The 21,711-nt window shown below is 63.4% G+C and carries 13 protein-coding genes; 10 read left to right on the top strand and 3 right to left on the bottom strand.

Translation table 11 applies throughout. The annotated features are described in order from the left end of the window. The first annotated feature begins 9 nt into the window (after positions 1 to 9). From astB to AC54AF_RS16545, 4 genes are all read left to right on the top strand, one after another. Positions 10 to 1,350, top strand: coding sequence for an N-succinylarginine dihydrolase (gene astB, locus AC54AF_RS16560; protein WP_496637425.1), 1,341 nt, complete (start codon positions 10 to 12; stop codon positions 1,348 to 1,350). Between the two features lie 154 nt (positions 1,351 to 1,504). Further along, positions 1,505 to 6,232, top strand: coding sequence for an NAD-glutamate dehydrogenase domain-containing protein (locus AC54AF_RS16555; RefSeq protein WP_496637424.1), 4,728 nt, complete (start codon positions 1,505 to 1,507; stop codon positions 6,230 to 6,232). Next, positions 6,232 to 7,245, top strand: coding sequence for a succinylglutamate desuccinylase (locus AC54AF_RS16550; protein ID WP_496637423.1), 1,014 nt, complete (start codon positions 6,232 to 6,234; stop codon positions 7,243 to 7,245). The genes AC54AF_RS16555 and AC54AF_RS16550 overlap by 1 nt, the downstream gene beginning before the upstream one ends. Positions 7,246 to 7,379: 134 nt before the next feature. Continuing rightward, a complete protein-coding gene (locus AC54AF_RS16545; RefSeq protein ID WP_131688459.1) occupies positions 7,380 to 7,889 on the top strand; it encodes a DUF1993 family protein in 510 nt (169 codons plus the stop codon). A 6-nt stretch (positions 7,890 to 7,895) separates the two neighbouring features. On the opposite strand, the gene AC54AF_RS16540 is transcribed toward AC54AF_RS16545, so the two are convergent. After that, positions 7,896 to 8,441, bottom strand: coding sequence for a glycine zipper 2TM domain-containing protein (locus AC54AF_RS16540; RefSeq protein WP_496637422.1), 546 nt, complete (start codon positions 8,439 to 8,441; stop codon positions 7,896 to 7,898). A 160-nt stretch (positions 8,442 to 8,601) separates the two neighbouring features. On the opposite strand from AC54AF_RS16540, the gene AC54AF_RS16535 reads away from it, so the two are divergent. From AC54AF_RS16535 to AC54AF_RS16510, 6 genes are all read left to right on the top strand, one after another. Then, positions 8,602 to 9,714 (top strand): NADH:flavin oxidoreductase/NADH oxidase, encoded by a 1,113-nt coding sequence (locus tag AC54AF_RS16535; RefSeq protein WP_496637421.1) that lies wholly within the window; start codon positions 8,602 to 8,604, stop codon positions 9,712 to 9,714. A 152-nt stretch (positions 9,715 to 9,866) separates the two neighbouring features. Continuing rightward, a complete protein-coding gene (locus AC54AF_RS16530; protein WP_496637420.1) occupies positions 9,867 to 11,450 on the top strand; it encodes an ATP-binding cassette domain-containing protein in 1,584 nt (527 codons plus the stop codon). A 254-nt stretch (positions 11,451 to 11,704) separates the two neighbouring features. Then, positions 11,705 to 12,163, top strand: a complete 459-nt coding sequence (locus tag AC54AF_RS16525; RefSeq protein WP_496637419.1) for a RidA family protein — start codon at positions 11,705 to 11,707, stop codon at positions 12,161 to 12,163. Between the two features lie 116 nt (positions 12,164 to 12,279). After that, entirely contained in the window at positions 12,280 to 13,710 is a 1,431-nt protein-coding gene (locus tag AC54AF_RS16520) for an amino acid permease (RefSeq protein WP_496637418.1), read from the top strand. 410 nt (positions 13,711 to 14,120) lie between these two features. Beyond that, on the top strand, positions 14,121 to 15,593 hold the full coding sequence (locus AC54AF_RS16515; protein WP_131688453.1) for an amino acid permease: 1,473 nt from the start codon (positions 14,121 to 14,123) through the stop codon (positions 15,591 to 15,593). A 67-nt stretch (positions 15,594 to 15,660) separates the two neighbouring features. Next, complete coding sequence (locus AC54AF_RS16510) at positions 15,661 to 17,610, top strand: S9 family peptidase (protein WP_496637417.1); 1,950 nt, start codon at positions 15,661 to 15,663, stop codon at positions 17,608 to 17,610. Positions 17,611 to 17,738: 128 nt separating this feature from the next. On the opposite strand, the gene AC54AF_RS16505 is transcribed toward AC54AF_RS16510, so the two are convergent. Next, positions 17,739 to 19,892 (bottom strand): FUSC family protein, encoded by a 2,154-nt coding sequence (locus AC54AF_RS16505; RefSeq protein WP_496637416.1) that lies wholly within the window; start codon positions 19,890 to 19,892, stop codon positions 17,739 to 17,741. Positions 19,893 to 19,982: 90 nt separating this feature from the next. Beyond that, on the bottom strand, positions 19,983 to 21,671 hold the full coding sequence (locus AC54AF_RS16500) for a M14 family zinc carboxypeptidase (protein ID WP_496637415.1): 1,689 nt from the start codon (positions 21,669 to 21,671) through the stop codon (positions 19,983 to 19,985). Positions 21,672 to 21,711 lie beyond the last annotated feature (40 nt).

Raw genomic sequence — 21,711 nt, 5'->3', positions numbered from 1 at the left:
GGAATCCTCATGCACAGCACGCGCGAATACAATTTTGACGGCCTGGTCGGGCCATCGCATAACTATGCCGGACTGTCGTTCGGCAACGTGGCCTCGTTCAGCAATGTGAAAAGCGCTTCGAATCCGAAGCAGGCCGCCTTGCAGGGCCTGGCCAAGATGCGCGCGCTGGCCGCGCGCGGCTTTGCGCAAGCTTTGCTGCCACCGCAGGACCGGCCCAATTTCCGCCTGCTGCGCTCCATCGGATTCACGGGCACGGACGCCGAAGTGCTGGCGCGCGCCTACAAGGAGTCGCCCGTCATCCTGGCCTGCGCGTATTCCGCCTCGCCCATGTGGACGGCGAATGCCGCCACGGTCAGTCCGTCGGCCGACACGCAGGACGGCCGTGTGCATTTCACGGCCGCCAACCTGAATAACAAGCTGCACCGCGCCTTCGAGCACGCGCAGTCGGCGCGCAGCCTGCGTGCCATTTTCAGCGACGACCAGCACTTCGCCGTGCATGAGGCGCTGCCGTCGACGCCCGCCTTTGGCGACGAGGGCGCGGCCAACCATACGCGTCTGGGCGCGCACCACGGCGCGCCATCGGTCGAGATGTTCGTGTATGGTCGGGTGGAGTTCGATCCATCGGCGCCGTCGCCGAAGCGCTATCCCGCGCGCCAGACCCTGGAAGCGTCGCAAGCCGTGGCGCGCCTGCATGGCCTCGATGCGAAACGCACCGTGTACGTGCAGCAGAACCCGGAGGTGATCGACCAGGGTGTGTTCCATAACGACGTCATCGCTGTTGGCAATGGCAATGTGCTGTTCTATCACGAGCAGGCGTTTGCCGATGAAGAGGAAAGCCTGTCGCAGCTGCGCCGCGCCGTCGCCGCCACGGGCGCGCAACTGGACGCGCTGCGCGTGGACACGGGCCAGGTGCCTATCGCGGACGCCGTCAGCAGCTATCTGTTCAACAGCCAGTTGCTGACGAAAGACGGCGGCAAGATGGCGCTGGTGATACCGCAGGAATGCCAGGAAAACCGCGCCGTGTCGCGCTACCTGGAAGGCCTGGTGGCCAGCGGTGGATCCATCGATGAACTGATTCATTTCGACCTGCGCCAGAGCATGCGCAACGGCGGCGGGCCCGCCTGCCTGCGTTTGCGCGTGGCCCTGACGCAAACCGAAGCGCGCGCCATGCACCAGGGCGTGATCATGACGGAAACGCTGTACCATCGGCTGGTGCAGTGGGTGGAGAAGCACTACCGCGACCATCTGGAGCCGGGCGACCTGGCCGACCCGCAGCTGGCGCTGGAAGTGCATGCGGCGCTTGAAGAATTGACGATCATCCTCAACTTACCAGGATTGTACGACTTGTAGGCGATAGAAAATACACAGAAAAAAATCCGAGACAGACTATCCGTAGCACAGACAGAATTGGACGGGCGACCCCCGTCTCTTGACACCGCTGCCGCCCAGCCACAAGCCCGAACGACAGCGTTGGACATTCACATTACCGTAATGGAGATGCAAGATGAATCACACGCCACAAGATTTGCGTACACAAACGCTGGAGCTGATTAACGCGGCTGGCAATGCGGGCAAGGCGGCAGCGCCTGTCGTGCAGCTGGTGCAGGCATGGCTCGACTCGCTCGACGCCGAAGACCTGGCCGATATCGCGCCCGACAGCCTGGCGCCCGTGCTGGTCGACGGCTTCACGCAAGCGGCCAAGCGCACAGGCAGCGGCTGCCAGATCGCCACCCTGCGTTATGCGGATGGCCGTGGCGGCATGGCGAGCGCCTTGCTGATCCTGAACGAAGACATGCCTTACCTGGTCGACTCCATCGTCATGGCCATGCGCCGCCAGCACCTGGCCGTGCGCGGCGTGATGAACACCGTGCTGCCCGTGCGCCGCGCCGCTGACGGCAGCGTCGAAGCGGTGCGCCAGCCGGGCGACCCGCTTGAATCGTATGTGCTGGTGCTGCTCGACGAAGAGCTGGCGCCGGAAGCCCTGGCCGCGCTGGTCGCCGCCATCGACATGGTCGCGCGTGACGCCTCTGTCGTGCGCCGCGATGCCGCTGCCATGAGCGAGCGCCTGGCCAGCGTCGCCACGGCCGCATCGCAGCATGGCGAAGAAGGCGCGGAAGTGGCCGCCTTCCTGGAGTGGGCCCGCAGCGGCGGCTTTGAAATGTTCGGCTACGCCTACTACCGCGTCAAGCCGGGCGTGCGTGAACTCGAACGCGACATCCCCAGCCGCGTCGGCGTGCTGCAGGATACGGCGCACCTGGTCTACGGCACCTGCCTGGCGAATATCCCGGGCGATTTCGACACGCTGGCCAAGCGCGACTCGGCGCTGTCCATCGTCAAGGCCGACGTGGCAGGCACTTTGCACCGCGACCAGCAGCTCGACTTCATCGGCGTGCGCGACATGGATGCGCAAGGCGCGATCCTGGGCGAGCATTGCTTCGTCGGCCTGTTCACCCGCGCCGGCAACTCCACCCCGCTGGCGGCGCTGCCGTTTGCGCGCGGCCGCGTGGCCAAGGTACTGAGCCTGGCCGGCGTGCGCCAGCAAGGCTTCCGTGCCGAGAAATTCCGCGAAATCCTCGAATCCCTGCCGCGCACCGAAGCGCTGGAAGCGGACCTCGATTGGCTGGCGCAAGTGTGCGGCGCCGTCGTCTCGCTGTACAAGCAGCCGCGCACCAAGGTCTTCGCGCGCCGCGACGTGTACGCGCGCCACCTGAACGTGCTGGTCTACCTGCCACGCGAGCGCTATAGCGCCAGCGTGGCATCGAGCCTGGCAAAGGCCCTGCAAGCCAGTTCCGGCGCCACGCATGTGAGCACGCAGACCCTGGTGGCCGACGGCCCGCTGGCACGCGTCTACCTGATCGCGCACGCCGCGCGCTATCCGCTGGACCTGGAAACGGATATCGAACAGCCGCTGCTGGGCGTGCTCGATGGCTGGCATAACGGCTTTGCCGCCGTGGCCGACGCCGTGCCCGACGTGGCCCTGCGCACCAGCCTGCGCAAACTCTGCGCTACTTTACCGCTCGATTACGTGGCCGCCACCGCGCCGGCCGTCGCCTTCCGCGACCTCGACACCATCCTGCGCAACACCGATCCATCGCAGGTGGCCGTGCGCATCGAGACGGGTGTTGTGACCACCATCCGCCTGTACTCGGCCAACAAGGTGCCGCCGCTGTCGACCATCCTGCCGGCCCTGCACAATGCGGGCGTGGCCATCGACCGCGAACAGGCGTATTCGGTTTCGCTGTCCGACGGCACGCGCTATTTCATCACCAGCCTGACGGTCGATGCCGCCAGCGCGGCAAAACTGGCGCAGCCATCCGTCGTCGCCGTGGCGCAGGAATTGTTTGCCGCCCTGTTCAACGATACGGCCGAAGATGGCCGCCTGAACGGCCTGGTCATCGAAGGCGGTTTGTCGACGCGCGAAGTGCAATTGGTGCGCGCCTATACCAGCTACTGGCGCCAGGCGGGTAGCCGCTTCTCGGTGCGCTACATTGCCGAAAGCCTGCGCAAGCAGCCGGCCCAGGTCAAAGCCCTGGTTGATGCTTTCCTGCAGCGCTTCGATCCTTCGCAGTCCGACGCGCAGCATGCGGCCGCCCTGGAGGCAATCGCCGCCATCAAGGCCGGCCTGCCGTCCGTGAACCATGCGGACACCGAGGAAATCCTCGGTGCGCTGGCCGACCTGATGGCCGCCACCCTGCGCACCAGCTACTTCCAGAACAATCAACAAGGCGACAAGATCATCTTCAAATTCGACACCAGCAGCCTGGCGCTGGTGCCGGAACCGCGTCCTTACCGCGAGATTTTCGTCTTCTCGCGCCGCTTTGAAGGCGTGCACCTGCGCGGCGGCCCTGTCGCCCGTGGCGGCTTGCGCTGGTCCGACCGCATGGAAGACTACCGCACCGAAGTGCTGGGCCTCGTCAAGGCGCAGATGGTCAAAAATGCCGTCATCGTGCCGGCCGGCGCGAAGGGCGGTTTCGTCTGCAAGATGATGCCGAAGGACGCCGTGCGTGAAACCATCGCGGCCGAAGGCGAAGCCGTGTACCGCCTGTTCATTTCCAGCCTGCTGGAAGTGACGGACAACCGCTCGCTGGGCAATATCGTCCCGCCGGTCGATACCGTGTGCTTTGACGACGCCGATCCGTATCTGGTGGTGGCTGCCGACAAGGGCACGGCCACGTTCTCGGACATCGCCAACGGCATCGCCGTGCAGCGCGGCTTCTGGCTGGGCGACGCGTTTGCCTCGGGCGGCTCGAACGGCTACGACCACAAGAAACTGGGCATCACCGCCAAGGGCGCCTTCGAAGCCGTGAAGCGCCACTTCTATGAAATGGACCACGACCTCAATACCACGCCGATCACCATGGTCGGCGTGGGCGACATGTCGGGCGACGTGTTTGGCAACGGCGTACTGCTGTCGCGGCAGCTGAAACTGGTGGCCGCCTTCGACCACCGCCACATCTTCCTCGACCCGACACCGGACGTCGCCGTGTCGTTCGACGAACGCGCGCGCCTGTTCGCCTTGCCGCGCTCCTCGTGGGACGACTACAACAAGGAGCTGATCTCGGCTGGCGGCGGCGTGTATCCGCGTTCAAGCCGCATGATCGAGCTGTCGCCGCAAATCCGCGCCGCGCTCGATATCGCAGAAACCTCGCTGGCACCGGAAGAACTGATGCACCGCATCCTGAAGTCGCCCGTGGACCTGTTCTACAACGGCGGTATCGGCACCTATATCAAGGCTTCCAGCGAGACCCATGCCCAGGTGAAGGACCGCGCGAATGACCATATCCGCGTCAGCGGCAATGAGCTGCGCGTGAAGGTCGTGGCCGAAGGGGGGAATTTGGGTGCGACGCAGGCAGGCCGCATCGAGTTCGCGCTGGCGGGCGGACGTATCTTCACCGATGCGATCGACAACTCGGCCGGCGTGGATTGCTCGGACCATGAAGTGAACGTGAAAATCTGGCTGGATGTGGAAGTCAATGCGGGCAAACTGACGGAAGCGGAGCGCAACCGCGAGCTGTATGCGATGACGAACGACGTCGAGCGCCTGGTCTTGCGCGACAACACGCAGCAGACGCATTTGCTGGTGCGCGAGTTGCAGGCGCAAAGCGAAAGCGCCGTGCAGGATGGCTATGCCGCGCTGATCGCCAGCCTGGAAGAAGAGGGCGCCCTGTCGCGCGAACTGGAGCAGCTGCCGTCGGTGGCCGAACTGGCGCGCCGCAAGAGCGACGGTCGTGGCTTGACCACGCCGGAACTGGCGGTGGTGATCGCCAACGTCAAGAACCGCTTCAAGCGCATCCTGTCCGCGCTGCCGTTGACGGATGAAACGTGGGCCGAACCGGTGTTGAAACCGTACTTCCCGTCGCTGCTGGTGGAAACCCGTTCGGCGCTCGACCACCCGCTGGCCAACGCCATCCTGGCGACCGTGCTGGCCAATGAAGTGATCAACCGCTGCGGCCCGCTGATGATCCGCAACCTGGCGGTGGAACATGGCGTGGACGAGTCCAGCGTGATCCTGGCCTGGGGCCAGGCCTGGGTGGCCTTGAACCTGGCGCCCGTGTTCGACGCGCTCGATGCCGATGCGCTGACGGTGCCGCGTGACGTGTCGATCAAGGTCGACGCGCAAACGCGCGTGCTGCAGCAAACGATGATTGCCGGCGTCTTGTCGGTGCCGGCCGAGCAGTTGCGCGGCGCCGGCCTGGCCGAACTGACGCGTTTGTTTGGCGCGGAATCGAAGCGCGAGCTGCTGCAAGCGGTCGGCATCAAGTCGGAAGCGGCGCTGGTGCCCGGCCTGACGCCGGCCTTCGTGCAGGCGTGGGATGCGGTCGACGCGCTGGAAGTCGTTGCCGGCTTCCTGTTCCCGGCCTTGTCCGTGCCGCGTCCTGCGGCGATGGACCTGGCCGCCTTCCTGCAAGTGGGCCTGGCCCTGCGCAGCCAGGCGGGCATCGACACGCTGGAGCGTGGCCTGAAGCTGGCCGCGCAAGGCAAGTCGCAGGAGCAGTTGCGCAACTACGCGCAGCAGGCGCTGCGCCGCACGCAACAGCGCTTGCTGACGCAGGTGCTGGCGCGTGCCGAGCAAGGCAATGCGGGCCAGGCCGTCGATGCGGTGACGGGCGCGCTGGGCCTGTCGGCGTATGTGGCGGCGACGGAACTGGAGCAAGCCATGCTGGACGTGTGGACCTTGTCGGAAGCCGTGAATAAAATCACGGTGAAATCCACAGCGGAAGCGGCGGTGTAATGACGCAAGAAGTACGACAAGTTGGACACGGCGTTGGCGGCTTGCCGCCAGCCGTGCAGGCGCTGGCGCAGGCCGATTTCAGCGGCGTGGCGCAGTTGTTCGCCAACGCCGGTTTCACGGTGGCCTTGCCGGCGCCCGGCATGCTGCAAGTTGTCAAGCCGGGAGAAGGGCGCGCCAGCGTGGCCGTCTCGGTGGGCGTGCATGGCGACGAGACGGGGCCGATCGAAGTGCTGGCGCATCTGCTCGACGCGCTGTCGCGCGACGCGTCGGCGCTGGCCGTCGACCTGCTCGTCTGCGTGGGCAATGTCGATGCGATCCGGGCTGGCAAGCGTTTCATCGACGCCGACCTGAATCGCATGTTCCGTCCCGTGCGGGGGAGCCTGGCGCAAGCGGCGGAAAGCGCGCGCGCCGATGAAATGATCGCTGCCACGTCAGCGTTCTTTGAAGTGGCGGGCCCCGTGCGCTGGCACCTGGATTTGCACACGGCCATCCGGCCTTCCGTGTATCCCACGTTTGCCATCGTGCCGGACCTGGTTGCTGACGATGCCAAGGCGCAGCTGATAGCCTGGCTGGGCCAGGCGGCCATCGGCGCCATCATCATGAACCCGCAATCGGCCGGCACGTATAGTTACTATTCGGCCGAGCATTTCGGCGCGGCTGCCAGCACGGTGGAACTGGGCCGCGTGGGCACCCTGGGACAGAACGATTTGTCGCTGTTCGACGACGTGTCGCGGGCGCTGGACGGCCTGCTGCGCGGCTTGCCTGCACTAGCCGTCAAGGCCGCGCCGCACGTGTTCAAGGTGGCGCAGGAAATCATCAAGCACAGCGATGAATTCCGCATGGCGTTCGACCGCAGCACGCAGAATTTCACCTCCCTGCCGCAGCATGCCGTGATCGCCAGTGATGGCGACCATGTCTATACGGTGCGGCACGCGGAAGAGCTGGTGGTGTTTCCGAACCCGGACGTGCGCGTGGGCTTGCGCGCGGGGTTGATGGTGGTGCGCGTGTCCTGATTTTCCAGCCACGCACAGTGTCAGGCGCCAGCCGGGGAAACCCGCCTGGCGCTTTTTTTCGCCTGGCATCTGGTGCGCACCCGCAGGCGGCGCCTCGGGTACACTGGCTCATCGTTCACTATCAGGAGTTTCCCATGTCCGTGTCCATGTATCAGGCAACCATTCCCGTCTTCATCCGCGGCTTGCGGGTCGTCTCGGCCCTGCTGGAAAAAGCGCAAGCGCATGTGGAGGAAGATGGCATCGTGCCCGAGATTTTACTGGGCGCGCAGCTGGCGCCCGACATGCTGGACTTGACGGCGCAGGTGCAGCGCGCCAGCGATACATCGAAGATGTCGGTCGAGCGCCTGAGCGGCGTGCCGGCGCCGAAGTTCGAGGATGACGAAGCGTCGTTCGAGCAGCTGCAGGAGCGCATCGCCAGCACCATCGCCTACATCGACAGCGTGAATGCGGGCCAGATGGCGGGCAGCGCGCAGAAGGAAGTGGTGCTGAACTGGACTGACGAAGGGAAAAAATTCTCGGGCGACGATTACCTGCTCAGCTTTGCCTTGCCAAACTTCTATTTTCACGTCTCCATGGTCCACGCCATCTTGAGAAACAATGGCGTGGCCGTGGGCAAGCTTGACTATCTGGGACCGTACGACTGATATTGATTATCGCTGCGGTTGCTGGACCTGGTTCTGCACCGCATTGCCCAGCATGCCGCCGCCGATCACGCCGGCCACCGTCGCCAGCGCCTTGCCGCGGCCGCCACCGACCTGGTTGCCGATCAAGCCGCCGATGACGGCGCCCGTGCCGATGCCCACGTAGTTCGGCTGTGCCGGTGCATGTACTGGCTGCGGCTGGCGTGCGGGTTCGCGGTAGGCGGTGTCACGGTAGCCATCGTCATTGTAGGCTGGGCGCGGCTGCGCCACTTGCGTGTGATGCACGACGCGCTTGTGCACGACAGGCGCCGGGGCTGGTGCCGGGGCGGCTTGCGCGACGACAGGCGCGGCCACCGGTGCAGCCAGGGCATTGGTGCCGGCCGGCGTCATGGCGGCCACATCGGCAGGGATGGCGGGCGTGGCCGGCACATTCGCCCGCGAATTGGGCAGGATGCCGGCGATGGACGCCGCGCCCACCAGGCACAGGACGGTCACGGAAATGGCGGCGCCGGCCATCAAGGGGTGGATGCGGCTGGCGGTAGTCGTCGTGTTCATGTGTTCTCCTGAGGTGGTACTGCGGGTATTGTTGATGTGTCCAGATTAGCGGTCGCACCTGTCCAAGGCTAGCCCTTGCGCTGTATCAAACGTAAGCAGGTGTAAGCCGCGCTTTGCAAAGCGCAGTAGAATCGGTGCTTCCCCTTTTCCGGAGTCCGTCATGAGCCAGCTATTCACGCCGTATGCACTGGGGCCGCTGCAGGTGGCCAACCGCATCGCCATCGCGCCCATGTGCCAGTATTCGGCCGACAACGGCAACGCCACCGACTGGCACATGATCCACCTGGGTCACCTGGCGCTGTCCGGCGCGGGCTTGTTGATGACGGAAGCGACGGCCGTCTCGCCCGAGGGACGCATCTCGGCCGAAGACCTGGGCCTGTGGTCGGACGCGAATCAAGCTGCGCTGGCCAACGTGGTGCAGGCGATCCGCCGCCACGCTCCGATTCCGCTGGTGGTGCAGCTGGGCCATGCGGGACGCAAGGCGTCGAGCCGCGCGCCCTGGCAGGGCGGTGCCTGCGTGCACCTGGCCGACGGGGGCTGGCAAACGGTGGCGCCATCGGCCATCGCCCACGCGCCCGGCGAAACCGTGCCGATCGCCCTCGACGAGATGGGGCTGCTGCAAATCAAGGGCGCCTTTGTCGCGGCCGCCCAGCGCGTGCATGCGCTCGGCATCGAGGGCATCGAATTGCATGCGGCGCACGGCTATCTGCTGCACCAGTTCCTCTCGCCCCTGTCGAATCAGCGCACCGATGCGTATGGCGGCAGCTTGGACAACCGCATGCGCTTTCCGCTGGAAGTCTATGAAGCCGTGCGCGCTGCCGTGCCCGCCAGCGTGGCCGTGGGCGTGCGCATTTCCGCCACCGACTGGGTCGAAGGCGGCTGGGAAATCGAGCAAAGCGTGCGTTTCGCGCAGGAACTCAAGCAGCTGGGCGCCGACTTCATCCACGTCTCCAGCGGCGGCATTTCGCCGCAGCAGCAGATTCCCGTGGGCCCCGGCTATCAGGTGGCGTTTGCCGAACGCATCAAGCGCGACAGCGGCTTGCCCACCATCAGCGTGGGCTTGATCACGGATGCGCAGCAGGCCGAAGACATCATCGCCAATGGCCAGTCCGACATGGTGGCGCTGGCGCGCGCCATCCTGTTCGATCCGCGCTGGCCCTGGCATGCGGCGGCCCAGCTGGGCGCGCAAGTGCAGGCGCCGCCGCAGTACTGGCGTTCGCAGCCGCGCGAATTCAAGAACCTGTTCGGCGACACGACGCTGGGGCAGCGCTGACAAGCCTGCTCTGCTACACTGGCGCTTCTTCCCCATTTCTCCAGGACGCTTCGACATGCGCCATTGATACTGCCGTGCTGTGCACGGCCTCGCCCATCCCGCCACAGCGCCTTGCGCCGCGCGGGTTCGCCAGCCTTGCTCAAGGAGTATCCATGCCTGCATTACTACAACTCGACCGTCTTTCCTTTGTGCTGCCAGATGGCCGCACCCTGTTTTCCGATTTGCAATTTTCTTTTGCCCCGCAACGTATCGGCCTCGTCGGCGATAACGGCGTCGGCAAGAGCGTGTTGGCGCGCCTGCTGGCGGGCCAGGCGCAGCCGTCTTCCGGCACCGTGCGCCGCGATGGCAGCGTGCATTACGTGGCACAGGAACTCGATCCGCAGCGCTATTCCAGCGTGGCGGCGCTGGCCGGCATGGCAGCTTTGCTGGCGGCGCTGGCGCGCATCGCCGAAGGCAGCGTCGATGAAGCCGATTACGCCCAGGTGGGCGAACGCTGGGATGCGCCCGCCCGCCTGCGCCAGGCGCTCGATGCGCTCGGTTTGTGCCATGTCGATGCCGATACGCCAACGGCTAGCCTGAGCGGTGGCGAGCGCCAGCGCATCGCCCTGCAAGGCGCCTGGCTGTCGCAGGCGGACTGGCTGGTGCTCGATGAACCGAGCAACCATCTCGATGCGCAGCAGCGCGCCCGCCTGGTGGCGCAGATGGGACGCTGGCCGGGCGGCTTGCTGCTCGTCAGCCATGACCGCAGCTTGCTGGAACACGTGGATGCCATCGCCGAGCTGTCGCCGCAGGGCTTGCGCAGCTATGGCGGCAATTACCCGATGTATGCGCAGCAGCGCGCGCTGGAGCAGGCCGGCTTTACGGCGGCCCTGCAGGCGGAAAAAGCCGGCGCCAGGCGCGAACAGCGCGAAGCGCAGCAACATGCCGAGCGCCAGCAGCGTCGTGTCGGACGTGGCGAGCGTGAGGGGCGCGAAGGCAACCAAAGCAAGCTGCTGCTCGACGCGCGCAAAGAGAAAAGCCAGGATAGCCAGGGCAAGCTGCGCCTGCGCGCGCAAGAGGCGCAGCAGGCGCGCCAGCAAAGGGTGATGGACGCCAGCGCCCGTTGCGCGCCCGAGATGGAACGTCTGCTGCTGGTGCCCGAGAGCGCCGTGCCGAACGGCAAGTTGCTGCTGGAACTGCGCGAACTGGTCTTGCCGCATGGCCAGACGCAAGCGATCAACGTGGTACTGAACGGGCCGCGCCGCCTGGCCGTGACGGGAAACAATGGCAGCGGCAAGTCGACCCTGCTGCGCGTGATCGCCGGACAACTGGCGCCCGCCAGCGGCGCGCTGCGCTGCCACGCGCAGGTGGCCTGGCTGGACCAGCATGCGGGACTGCAAGACGGCGAGTGGAGTGCCGTGCAGCGCTTGCAGGAACGCAATAGCACGATGCCGGAAGGCGAGCTGCGCACGCGGCTGGCGCTGCTGGGCATTGCCGGCGCGCGCGCGACCATGCCTAGCCGTTTGCTCAGCGGGGGCGAGCGCATGAAGGTGGCGCTGGCAGCCGAACTGTATGCGCAGGCGCCGCCGCAACTGCTGCTGCTCGACGAACCCGACAATCATCTGGACCTGGCCAGCCTGCAGGCGCTCGAGCAGATGCTGCTGCAATATCAGGGGGCGTTACTTGTGGTTTCGCACGATCAGGCATTTTTGCAGGCGATAAACCTTGACCCGCAGGGCTTGACATTGCAAAAATAACAATTGAATGAAAAAAGTCACGCTCGATGCCTGTAGAGCATGCTTCATGAACCGATGCTGAATTTTGTTTGATTGTCGGTATAATCCACTGAATAACCGGGCCTATTTGTGAACTAAAACTGCCGGTTCACCAATATGATGACGTTTAATCTGGCACTGTTGTCGGTCACTGCCGCGCTGCCAGGGCGTCATCCTGCGTGCCCTGCCGTGCATGAATTTTGGTTTCGCTTATATTGTTTTCTTGGAGAAATAGCATGTCGTTTTACGAAAAACTCAAAGCCCTCAACATCGAACTGCCAGTCGTTGCCGCGCCAGCTGCCGCCTACGTAATGCATGCCCGCACGGGCAACACCGTCTTCCTGTCCGGCCACCTGGCCAAGAAGGATGGCAAGGTCTGGGTTGGCCAACTGGGCAAGGACGTTACGACGGAAGAAGGCAAGATCGCGGCGCGCGGCATCGCCATCGAACTGATTGCCACCCTGCAAGACGCCTGCGGCGGCGACTTGAACAAGGTCAAGCGTATCGTCAAGGTCATGAGCCTGGTCAACTCGACCTCTGAATTCACGGAACAGCACCTGGTGACCAATGGCGCCTCGGAACTGTTCGTCGAAATCTTCGGCGACAGCGGCAAGCATGCCCGCTCCGCCTTTGGCGTGGCGCAAATCCCGCTGGGCGCTTGCGTCGAGATCGAGCTGATCGCCGAACTGGCCTGATCATCTGAGCATGCCGGCGCTTGCCGCCGGCTCGCCTTTTCCTCCTTTCCAGCAAGAGCGGAACCGCCATTGGGGTGGAGGGATTGGTGTATTCAAGAAAAAAACGGAGACACGTAATGAAAACGAGTGAACAAGGCTTGCACCGCGGCCTGGGCGAGCGGCAGATCCGCCTGATGGCGCTGGGCGCCGCGATTGGCGTGGGCCTGTTTTTGGGGTCCGGCAACGCGATCAAGATGGCCGGTCCCGGCATCATGCTGTCGTACATCATCGGTGGCGCGGTCATCTTCATGATCATGCGCGCGCTGGGCGAAATGGCCGTGCACAATCCCGTGGCCGGCTCGTTCAGCCGCTACGCCCAGGATTACCTGGGACCCCTGCAAGGCTATCTGACGGGCTGGAACTACTGGTTCCTGTGGCTGGTCACGTGCGTAGCGGAAATCACCGCCGTCGCCATCTACATGGGCATCTGGTTCCCCGACACGCCGCGCTGGATCTGGGCCCTGGCGGCCTTGGGTTCCATGGGCGCGATCAATCTGCTGGCCGTGAAAGCCTACGGCGAGTTCGAGTTCTGGTTCGCCCTGATCAAGGTCGTCACCATCATCCTGATGATCATCGGCGGCGCCGGCATGATCATCTTCGGTTTTGGCAACGACGGCGTGGCCATCGGCATCTCGAATCTGTGGACGCATGGCGGTTTCTTCCCGAATGGCGCGCAAGGCGTGCTGATGTCGCTGCAGATGGTGATGTTTGCCTACCTTGGCGTGGAAATGATCGGCCTGACGGCTGGCGAAGCGGCGAACCCGAAGAAATCGATTCCCGACGCTATCAATTCCGTGTTCTGGCGCATCCTGATTTTCTATGTCGGCGCGCTGTTTGTCATCCTGTCGATCTACCCATGGAATGAAATCGGCACCACCGGCAGCCCGTTCGTGATGACGTTCGAACGCCTGGGCATCAAGACGGCCGCCGGCATCATCAACTTCGTCGTGCTGACGGCAGCCTTGTCGTCGTGCAATGGCGGCATCTTCAGCACGGGCCGCATGCTGTACAACCTGGCGCTGCAAGGCCAGGCGCCCAAGGCGTTTGCGGAAACCACGGCCAGCGGCGTGCCGCGCCGCGCCATCCTGGTGTCCGTGTTTGCCCTGCTGCTGGGCGTGCTGCTGAACTACCTGGTGCCGGAAAAAGTGTTCATCTGGGTCACCTCGATCTCCACCTTCGGCGCCGTCTGGACCTGGGGCGTGATCCTGGTCACGCAGATTCAGTTCCGCAAGACCTTGACGCCGCTGGAAATCAAGAACCTGGCCTTCCGCATGCCGTTTGCACCGTATGGTTCCTGGATTTCGCTGGCGTTCCTGGCGCTGGTGATCGGTTTGATGGCGTATTTCCCCGATACGCGCATCGCCCTGATGGTGGGACCAGCCTGGCTGATCCTGCTGACAGTGCTGTACTACGTGCTGGGTCTGGCGCCGAAAGACCGGCGCGACGACGTGCCGCAAGGCTACGAAGCGGGCTGGTCGCCGGCCGATGCGCCAAGCGTGAAGAAGTAAACCAGCTAGTTGAGCTGAGCGAAAAGCGCGCCCCTGCTCCTGCAGCGGCGCGCTTTTTCTTTCAAAGAAGCAATTTCTTCTTCGCCAGCACTCCTGCGGCTTTGCCGGCGCACGCCTGGCGTTGTTTCCTTGCATCAAACTTCTGTCTAGCTGAGCCGATGAAAGCCCTATAATCGCTTAGTTTTGAAAATGGACGCGATCTTTCCGGTTTTTTCCAGGTAGGGCCGGAGCGCTATTTGTTTTTACCCGTCATGTTCCGAACAACACCTGACAAAACCGTAGCGAGCGGATGCGAGTCGTGGCTAAGAAGCGCAGCTGTGCGAATGCACAGTGAGCATCGCAGGCCGCGAATCGCGACGCGCAGTAGGTTTTTGCAGGTGTTGAAGTACATGCCTCATAAAGGAATGTTAGTGAGCCAAACCCTGGTCCAGAAAATTTGCCGCACCAAGCCGATCGATACCACGGTCGAATATGGTGAAGGCCTCAGCAGCAGTGGCTTGAGCCGGTCCATCGGCCTGTTTTCCCTCACCATGATCGGCGTCGGCGCCACCATCGGCACGGGCATTTTCTTTACCATGGTCGAAGCCGTCCCCAAGGCGGGCCCATCGGTCGTCCTGTCTTTCCTGATCGCCGCCATCACGGCCGGTTTGACAGCCTTGTGCTATGCGGAATTGTCGTTCCGCATACCCGCCTCCGGCTCCTCATATTCGTTTGCCTATGCCACCGTGGGCGAGTTTCTTGCCTTCATCATGGCCGCCTGCCTGCTGCTCGAATACGGGTTGGCGGGCAGTGCCGTGGCCATTGGCTGGTCGTCCTACCTGAACAATTTCCTGGAAAACGCGTTTGGCTGGCACATCCCCGAGATGCTGCGCACGCCGATGATCGTTTCTGGCCCGCATGGCATGGAGTTTCATGCCGGCCACATCAACTTGCCGCCGATCTTTTTGATCTGCATGTGCGGCTTCCTGCTGCTGCGCGGCGCCAAGGAATCGGCCCTGATGAATGCCATCATGGTCATCATCAAGCTGGCGATCCTCGTGTTTTTCATCGTCATCGCGTTTTCCGGATTTAACGCCGACAATTTCTTCCCTTTCTTTAATAGCGATAACAGCAAGGGCTTTGCCGGCATGACGGGCGTCACAGCGGCGGCCGGTACCGTCTTCTTCTCCTTCATCGGCCTCGATACGGTGGCGACGGCGGGCGACGAAGTGAAAAATCCCACGCGCAATGTGCCGCGCGGCATCCTTGGCGCCTTGCTCATCGTCACCGTGTTTTACCTGCTGGTGGCCGTGGCGGCCCTCGGCGCGCAACAGGCGAAATTGTTCGAAGGCCAGGAAGCGGGCCTGGCGGTGATCCTGCAAAACGTCACGGGCAAGACCTGGCCCGCACTGGTGCTGTCGGCCGGCGCCGTCATTTCCGTCTTCAGCGTGACCCTGGTGACGATCTACGGCCAGACGCGCATCCTGTTTGCCGTCAGCCGCGACGGCCTGATCCCGAAGTCGTTCCAGAAGATCCATCCGCGCACTCTGGTGCCGGTCAGCAATACCATCATCGTCTGCCTGGTGGTGGCCGTGGTGGCTGGCTCCGTCGATGCCACTTACCTGTGGGACATGGTCAGCATCGGCACCTTGACGGCCTTCATGGTGGTCTCGATCGCCGTGCCCGTGCTGCGCCACAAGCAGGGCGCCAACCGCATCGAAGGCTTCAGCGTGCCGTTCGGGCCGTACGTGATTCCAGGACTCAGCATTATGGCTTGCCTGTATATCATGCGCGATTTGCCGCATACGACGTTTGTCGTGTTCAGCGTGTGGATGGCGGTGACGGTGGCCATTTATTTCTTGTACAGCATGCGGCATTCGCACTTGGGCAAGCAGGCCCGCTGATGCAGTCTGTTCCATCTCAAACCGCCGCGCTTGCCGGCGGTTTTTTTTATTCTTAACCGGAATTTACATGATGAAAATAACTGATCTGGCCGCCTGCGGCTTGCTGGCAAGCAGTCTTCTTGGCATCACGGCGCAGGCCGCTCCTGCAACCGAGCCGGCATTGCGTGATTTCCGTGCCGTCGCCCTGTCGGCGAATGGCCAGCGCATCGCCGCCATCGAATCGAGCAAGGTGGGCCAGCAGCCGCAGCGCCCGCATGCAGTTATCGTCGTGCGCGACGCCGCCAACGGCGCCATCGTGCAGCAATTCGATCCGTGTGCCGTATGCTCCTACGACAAGCCCACCTGGTCGCCGGACGGCAGGCAGCTGGCCTTTGTTGGCTACGACGCCAAGGCAGGCATGGCGCATCTGTACCTGGCTACGATGACACAGACGCAAACGCGGGTGTTGACCAGTATCAAAGGCGTGGCCAGCACGGCGCGCTGGTCGCCGGATGGCAAGCAGCTGGCCGTGCTGGCCACGGTGGGCGCGCGCAAGCTGGCCGGCGCCGTGGAAGCGGGTGTGCGCCAGGTAGGCGAAGTGGGCAGCGAAGACGATGCCCAGCGCATTGCCGTTGTGCCTGCCAGTGGCGGCGAAGCGCGTCTGCTGTCGCCGACCGACACCTATGTGTATGAATACAGCTGGACGCCCGATGGCCGCGGCTTTGTCGCCACCAGCGCGCAAGGCAATGGCGACAGCAACTGGTGGGTCGCCAAGCTCAGCCATGTCGATGCGGCCACGGGCGCCCTGCGCGTGATCGCATCACCGGCCATGCAGTTGAACCTGCCTTCCGTCTCGCCGGACGGCAAGACAGTGGTCTTCATCGGCGGCCTGATGAGCGACTTCGGCTCCATCGGCGGCGATCTTTACACCGTACCGCTGGCCGGCGGCACGCCGCGCAATCTGACACAAGACTACCGCGGCACCTTCAATGGCGCCGTCTGGCGCGGCACCGGCTTGCTGGCGACCGCACTGATCGATTCGCAGCTGGCGCTGGTGCCCGTCGATGCGCAAAGCGGTCCCGGCCAACCTGTGCTGCTCGGAGAACTGAGCAGCAGCGGCAGCGATGGCCGTCTGTCGTTCAGCGCCGATGGCCGGCAAGCGGCCGCCACGCAGGAAGATTTTACGCACGCCAGCTATCTGGTGGCGGGACCGGTGGGCCAGCTGAAAAAGATCACGCGCGACAATGACGGCTTTGCGCCGCAGCTGACGGTGCGGAACGTGGGCTGGAACAACGAGCAATACAAGGTGCAAGGCTGGCTGCTGGGGCCGTTGAAGACGGATGCAGGCAAGCGCTATCCGATGATCGTCAACGTGCATGGCGGCCCAGGCGCGGCCGCCTCGCCCCGTTACGTGGCAGCGGGCACCGTGATCGAGGAATTGACGCAAAAGGGCTATTTCGTCTTCCTGCCCAATCCGCGCGGCAGCTTTGGCCAGGGCCAGGCATTTACGCGCGCCAACATGGCGGACTTTGGCGGCGGCGACTGGCGCGACATCCTGGCCGGCATCGATGCGGTGGAAAAAGTGGCGCCCGTGGACGGCCAGCGCCTGGGCCTGATCGGCCATTCGTATGGCGGCTTCATGACCATGTGGGGCGTCACCCACAGCGACCGCTTCAAGGCGGCCGTGGCGGGCGCGGGCGTGTCGAACTGGATCAGTTATTACGGCCAGAACGGCATCAACCAGTGGATGATCCCGTTCTTTGGCGCCTCCGCGTATGACAAGCCCGAAGTCTACCGCCGTGCCTCGCCCATCGAATCGATCAAGGCGGCCAAGACGCCCACCCTGATCTATGTGGGCGAGCGCGATGTGGAAACGCCGGCCGCCCAGTCGCTGGAATTCTGGCACGGCTTGCGCGCCATGGGCGTGCCGTCCAGCCTGTTCATCTACGACGGCGAAGGCCATTCCTTCCGTAAGCCCGAGCACCAGCGCGACTTGCAGAAGCGCACTATCGGCTGGTTCGAGCGTTATTTGAAGTAGTTATTGGCGGCCTGCCGTAGGCAGGCTAGCCTGGATAAAGCGGCTGACAAAATGTTCAGGGCTAGGCGCCGTGCCGAAGGCAGTACGAATGTACGACGAGGCGCGGCAACAACGCCATGGACTTTTTGTCAGGCGCGTGGCGAGACGATATGCACGATCGCCGCGCTATGCACCACGATCTTGTCGGCATCTGCCTGTAACAGGCGGATGCGCCTTTTGACCAGCGGCCAGCCCGACCAGGCCACGTCGCTGACGGGCGGCGCTGCAGGGGCGGCCAGCGGGGCGCTGATGGTGGCCTTGTTGTCGAGCTGTTCCAGCGCGCGCGACAGGGTCAGGCACACTTGCGTATGGCTGTGGCTGAGCAAGGCATTGACGGGCGCGACAGGCAGCTGGCTGGCGTGGCGCCCGAGGATCGAGCGCAGCGCCGCCACGTGGGCCACCAATAAGTAATTTTGCACGATGAACAGGTTGATGTCTTCCACGGCCCGCTGCTTGCTGGCCGGTTCGTCGAGCATGCGCACGAGTGCCGAGCTGAGCGCGGCCAGGCTGTCCATCAAACGCTTGCGCTCGATGCGGTAGGCGAAGTCATCGAAACATTTCCCCTGCAGCAGCGCGAAGCTGGCCTGCATATAGCTCAAGTTTACATTCAGTACCTGGCGCACGAGGCGCGGCAGGCTCTGGTATTCCCAGTTGGCCAGCACGAAGCTGAACACGGTGGCCACCGCGGCGCCGATCAGGGTATCGATCAGGCGCTCACTGACCAGGTTCGGGTTGCTGGGTGCCACCAGATGCATTTGCAGCAAGATCATCAGGCTGACAGCAATGGCCGTGTAGCGGTAGCGCAAATAGATGAAGGTGGGCGTGGCCACGATGGAGAGGAACAGGATGGCCATCAGCACGATATTGCTGTGCACGAAGCGGATCACGATGGCCGTCACCACGCAGCCGATGATGGTGCCGATGATGCGGTCGGCGCGGCGCTGGCGCGTCATGCTGAAGGTGGGGCGCAGGATGATGACGATGGTGAGCACGATCCAGTAGCTGTGCGCGGCGTACGGCAGCCAGTGGCCAATCAGCAATCCCACGGAAATGGCCATCGATACGCGCAGCGCGAAGCGGAACACGGGCGAATCCAGGCGCAAATTAGACAGCAGGGTTTTCAGTTCGTATTTCTGCTGCGACAAAAACGGCGCCATGTCCGCGCCGCTCCAGAACGGCACGTCGGCGTAGACTGTTTGCGTGGCCAGGTGCAGCTCGCTGATCATCTTCAGAATCGCGCGGATCTTGTTGCGCTGCGCACGCAGGGTGGCCAGCGCTTCTTGCGTGTTGTCTCCCTTCGCCTGCAGGCGGGCAATCTCCGCTTCGATATCGGCCCACTCCTTGTCATAGCTGATCTGCGCGTACGAGGCGCGCTTGCGCGTGACGGCGTAGGCCACGGCTTCAATATCGCGCGCCGCCTTGTAAGCGAGGTCGTGCAAGGATTTCAACACGTCGGAGTCGGCCAGGTGCTGGCGCAGCAGCGCGTAATCCGTGTGCGTCGAGAGTATCAGTTCGTATAAATCCAGCATGCACACATGCACCTGCACGACGATGGCATCCTTGCTGTTCTTGTGGCTGCGCAAGATCAAGTCGCGCGACGCCTGCTGGCGGTCGGCCAGGATGCTTTGATGGCGCACCAGCTTGTTGAACTGCTCCGTCAGGTTGAAACGCGTGTCGTAGAAATCGGCCTTGATATCGATGTAGGCGGCCAGCTCGAACAGGGCCTCGGCCAGCACTTGCTGCTTGATGCGGTGGCGCAAGACCCAGGCGATGACCATGGCGTAGGCCAGATAGATGAGGCCACCGAGCATGAACAGGCCCGCGTGGTGGAACGATTGCTGCCACGTCATCTGATGCTCCATCGACATGGTCATGATGAACAGGGCGGCCAGTTGCAAGGGCATGGATTTTTTGCCGTACACGACCATCATGCTGGCGAGAAAACTCACGAGGACGAGCACCGTCATCAACAGCCACTGCACGGGTCCGCACAGGCTGATCAATAAAGTGACGGCGCTGCACAGCAGCACCGAGGCCAGCATTTCATTGAACTTGTGGCGCAGCGGGCTGGGCATGTCCATCAGGGTCGTGCACAGGGCGCCGATACACACCGTCATGGCGGTGGCGCTGTCGCTGATTTCCTGGACCAGCAAGGCCAGGCCGACGAGCCCGATGGCCACGCGCAAGCCCAGGTAAAAATAATGGCTGTAAATAAAGGTGCGCAGGTTCAGTGCGTAGTGCATGGGATTACCTTGTGGGCAGGGCACAGAAAGAGGCGCCGCACCGGGATCTCCGATGCGGCGCCAGGATGTTGCAGTCGCTACAGCCTTGATTTACATCAGGGCGATCACTGGATAGCGCCGCCATTCCGGCTCGGCAAAGCGCTGGCAGTGTGCAAAAATGAAGTCCAGTACGGCTTCCTGATTGCTCAGCAGGGCCGGATTGGCCGCTTTCCAGTCGGCAAACTTGGCCGCCAGCGCCGGCTCATCGCGCAGCAGCTCGGACGCCATGTCTTCGAACACGTAATCGGAAAACGCTTCCTTCTTTTCCAGCACGCTGTTGAAGAAGCCCCAGCGGAAGAAGCTGTCGTGCGCCTGCGGTTCCAGGGTTTCCACGGCATAACGCGCGTTGTCCTGGTCCAGGCTGATCACATAATCGCCCGCCTGCATGGTGAATTCGCCCGTGCGCGCTTCCAGCTCCACGGTGTCGTGGAACATGTGGCCTTCGTAGGCCGCGGCGCGCGTGCCGACACTGGTGATGTGGTAGTAGCGTGCCGTTAAGGTCTGTTCGGTGGTGATACGGTGCATTTCGACGCCGTTCCAGCGCAGGCGCTCGATCACTTCGCGCCAGGCTTGCGGCACGATGTAGGCTTTCGGTGCGGCCACGGTGACGTCTGCATCGAAGCGGTTGTAGTAGGCGATATCGCGTTCCCACGGCTGCGAGCGGTCGTAGGACAGGCGCTGGTAGTCGCCCAGGATACTAGGCGTGTACTGCGCCGCATAGCCCTTGAAGGGGAAGGTCGACGGCTGCTCTTCGTTCATGGCCCAGTGGATCGGCCACTCGGCTTGCGTGCGTCCGGCCGCCTTGGCCTGCGCGCGCAGTTGCTTGATCTGTTCGCCATGTTCGATGGTAAACGCCATGGTGATGTCGAGCAGGGCGCGCATGGAAGCGTAGCGGTCGGCAAACGGTTTCAACATATGCGTTTCCGGCATGAAACCGATGACGTGATGCAGGGCCGCGAAACCGGTCGAGAAACGGGGCACTTCGAGGAATTCGGCAATGCCGTGGTCGGGGCTGTCCTTGACGGGGTTCACGTACGGGCAGGTAGGCCAGCCAGCGCTTTCCATCTGCGCAAAGATGTGCGGCAGCATGGTGTCTTGCAGGAAGGGGCCCAGGCCGTTGCCCAGCTTATCCGTCTGCGTGTGGATCAGGGTCATCGTGTACGGGTAGTCGGCGCCGTTCGACGTGTGCGTGTCGACCATCACGTCCGGGTCCCAGCTGGCCAGCAGGCGGTTGAACACTTGCGCGTTCAGGCTGTCGCACTTGATGAAGTCGCGGTTCAAGTCCAGGTGGCGGCTATTGCCGCGGAAACCGAATTGCTCCGGGCCATCCTGGTTCACGCGCGACGTGTTGGAGCGGTTCAGGCTGCCATCGACGTTGTAGATCGGAATGAACAGCAGCACGGTGCTGCCCAGCGCCGCCAGGCGCTCCGGCTGCGTGCAGAGGTCGCGCACGATGGCCATGCAGGCGTCGATGCCTTCCGGTTCGCCCGGATGGATGCCGTTATTGTTGAAGAACACGGTGCGGCCCGCGCGCTTGATTTGCTCGCGGTCGAACACGCCGTCCCCGCTGACGACGCCAGCGTGGATGGGCACGCCCGAGTCGGACAGGCCGATCTGTTCGAAGTGCAGCACCTGCGGATAGCGTGCGGCGAGATCTTGATAGAAGGTGATGCATTCCAGCCAGGTCGTGGTCTGGTTGTGGTTACCGAGTTCGTAGGTCGTGCGCAAGTCTGGTGGCATAGCGGTCTGAGTCTGGGAGGGGGAAGGCGCGCTGGGTAAG

Source organism: Janthinobacterium sp. JF4, from assembly GCF_059617925.1.
This window is presented reverse-complemented; position numbering and strand designations above follow the sequence as displayed.